Annotated in this window: 3 protein-coding genes and 1 pseudogene; all 4 read left to right on the top strand. The window is 64.0% G+C overall.

Features of this window, described 5'->3' with window-relative positions; translation table 11 throughout:
- Positions 1–499 (top strand): phosphate ABC transporter ATP-binding protein (locus Q1K49_RS14650; protein WP_300526707.1); only part of this gene is annotated, 499 nt, incomplete at its 5' end.
- Between the two features lie 72 nt (positions 500–571).
- Positions 572–1,264 (top strand): phosphate signaling complex protein PhoU, encoded by a 693-nt coding sequence (gene phoU / locus Q1K49_RS14645; RefSeq protein WP_300526706.1) that lies wholly within the window; start codon positions 572–574, stop codon positions 1,262–1,264.
- Positions 1,265–1,267: 3 nt separating this feature from the next.
- Positions 1,268–1,975: a response regulator transcription factor gene (locus tag Q1K49_RS14640; RefSeq protein ID WP_300526705.1), complete on the top strand. Its 708-nt coding sequence runs from the start codon at positions 1,268–1,270 to the stop codon at positions 1,973–1,975.
- Positions 1,972–2,383, top strand: a pseudogene (locus Q1K49_RS14635) (hypothetical protein); the annotation flags it as partial. The gene Q1K49_RS14640 and the pseudogene Q1K49_RS14635, both read left to right, overlap by 4 nt.

The following is a 2,383-nucleotide window of genomic DNA, read 5'->3' as shown; positions in this document are numbered from 1 at the left end:
GGTGGGCATGGTCTTCCAGCGACCGAATCCATTTCCTTCGTCCATCTGGGAGAACGTGGCCTACGGTCCAAGGCTCCACGGCATCCGGAACAAAACCGTCCTTCAGGAGATCGTCGAGTCGAGCCTGAAAGGCGCGGCTCTCTGGGAGGAAGTGCAGGACAAGCTCCACACTCCTGCCCTGGCCCTGTCGGGAGGGCAGCAGCAGCGCCTCTGCATCGCCAGGGCGATTGCGGTGGAGCCGGAGGTCCTTCTCATGGACGAGCCCACCTCCGCCCTCGACCCCCTTGGAACGGCCCGCATCGAAGAACTCGTCAGAGAACTCAAGGAACGTTATACTGTCGTCATTGTGACGCACAACATGCAGCAAGCCGCCCGCATCTCCGACATGACCTGTTTCTTCCTCATGGGAGAGACCATCGAGATGGGGCCCACCCAGGAGATCTTCACGTCTCCCCAGGATCGCAGAACCGAGGACTACATCACGGGGCGTTTCGGCTAGACCCGGGTCGGCCATACCGGAGCGCCGTTCGCGGCGATTCCGGACGGGGCACGGCAGAAAGGAGAGAATTCCATGGATTCCATGAACATGCGAAAGGCTTTCGATACGGAACTGAAACGCCTTGAGACGGATCTTCTCAAGCTGGGGAATCTGGCCCAGGATGCAGTCATGAAGGGCGTGTGGGCACTGAAGGAACAGGATGTGCGCCTCGCCGAGGAGGTTCTCAGAGGCGACGACGTCCTCGACAGCCTTACGGGGAACATTGACGCCCAGTGTCTCCAGATCATCGCCCGCTTCCAGCCCGTGGCGCTCGACCTGCGGACCCTCTCGGCGATCCTCCACATGGCGGTGGACCTGGAGCGCATCGGCGACTACGGCGTGAGCCTCGCAAAGGCGGCCAAGGCGCTCTCCAGAGAGCGCCTCATCAAGCCTTTGCTGGATATCCCCCGCATGGCCCAGATTCTCAAGGAGATGATCGACACGGCCCTGGGGGCCTTTCTGGATCGGAGCGCCGAGGAAGCGCGCAAGGTCTGTCTCATGGACGACCAGATGGACGACATCCAGGAGCAGATCTTTCGGGAACTCCTTCTTCTCATGATGGAGAACCCGAGGACCATCGAACAGGCCACGCGGCTCCTCTTCGTGGCGCGCACGCTGGAGCGGGCGGGAGACCACGCCACGAACCTCGCCGAGCGGACCATCTACATGGTGACGGGGAAGGTGGAGAAGTCCTCCGCCATCCGGCGTCCCAAGGAGGAGGAATGATCCATGACGGGGCAACGCATTCTCATCGTCGAGGATGAGGAGGCCCTGGGAGATCTTGTGGCCGAGGGCCTCCGCAGGCACGGTTTCTCCGTGGAGCGCGCCTCCGACGGCGACACCGCCTTGGATATGGCCGAGACGGTTTTGCCGGACCTGATCCTTTTGGATCTCATGCTGCCGAAGATGGACGGCTGGGAGGTCTGCCGCCGTCTCCGCTCCGCTCCGGCCACGCGGGACATTCCCGTTCTCATGCTCACCGCACGGCGGGACGAGAAGGACGTGGTGGCGGGGCTCGAACTGGGGGCGGACGACTACGTGCGGAAGCCCTTCTCCATGTCCGAGCTGGCCGCCCGGGTCAAAGCCATTCTGCGCCGGGCGTCTCGGAAGATCTCCACCGAGGCGGTCATCGCCGAAGGTCCCCTGACCCTGGATGCCACGGCCCAGATGTTCTACCTCGACCAGGGCGTGCTGGACCTGAGCCCCACGGAGTACCGCCTGCTGGAGACGCTCATCCGCCGCAAAGGTCAGGTGATCTCCCGGGAGGAACTGCTCGCCAAGGTCTGGGGCTATTACGGCGGCGACACCCGCACGGTGGACGTTCACGTGTCGCGGCTCCGCAAGAAGGTGGATCCCGATCCGGAGCATCCCCGGCTGGTGCACACCGTGCGCGGGCGGGGATACCGGCTGCGCTGGGAACAAGGAGACGACGCGTGAGACATCTTCGGACCCGACTCTTTTTTCTTCTCGCGGTCTCCCTTCTCCTGTGCTTTGCCCTCGGATGGCTCTTCCAGTCCATGGTCCTTCGGGATCGGCTGGGCGACTACGCCGCCCGCGAACTCGACGGGCGTCTGGAGGCGTCGCTCCTCGCACTCGAGCGAAGCGATTCCCCGGAATGGCGCACCGTTCTGGAAGGGCTCGGCAAGGCCCTGCGGTGCCGGATCACCGTCATCACTCCCGACGGCGACGTCCTCGTCGATTCCGAGGCCGATGCGGCGACCCTGGAGAACCACCGGAACCGCCCGGAGGTGCAGGCCGCCCTTGCGGACGGGCGCGGCTCGGACACCCGGTACAGTCAGTCGGTGAAGAAGAACAGGCTCTACGTGGCCCGTTCCGGTTCCGTGC

Source organism: Aminiphilus sp. (assembly GCF_029975095.1).
GTDB lineage: Bacteria > Synergistota > Synergistia > Synergistales > Aminiphilaceae > Aminiphilus.
This window is presented reverse-complemented; position numbering and strand designations above follow the sequence as displayed.

What these genes read in the sequence shown, in the direction of transcription:
- phoU (WP_300526706.1), top strand. Translation starts at nt 572, where the DNA reads ATGGATTCCATGAACATGCGAAAGGCTTTCGATACGGAACTGAAACGC.
- Q1K49_RS14640 (WP_300526705.1), top strand. Translation starts at nt 1,268, where the DNA reads ATGACGGGGCAACGCATTCTCATCGTCGAGGATGAGGAGGCCCTGGGA.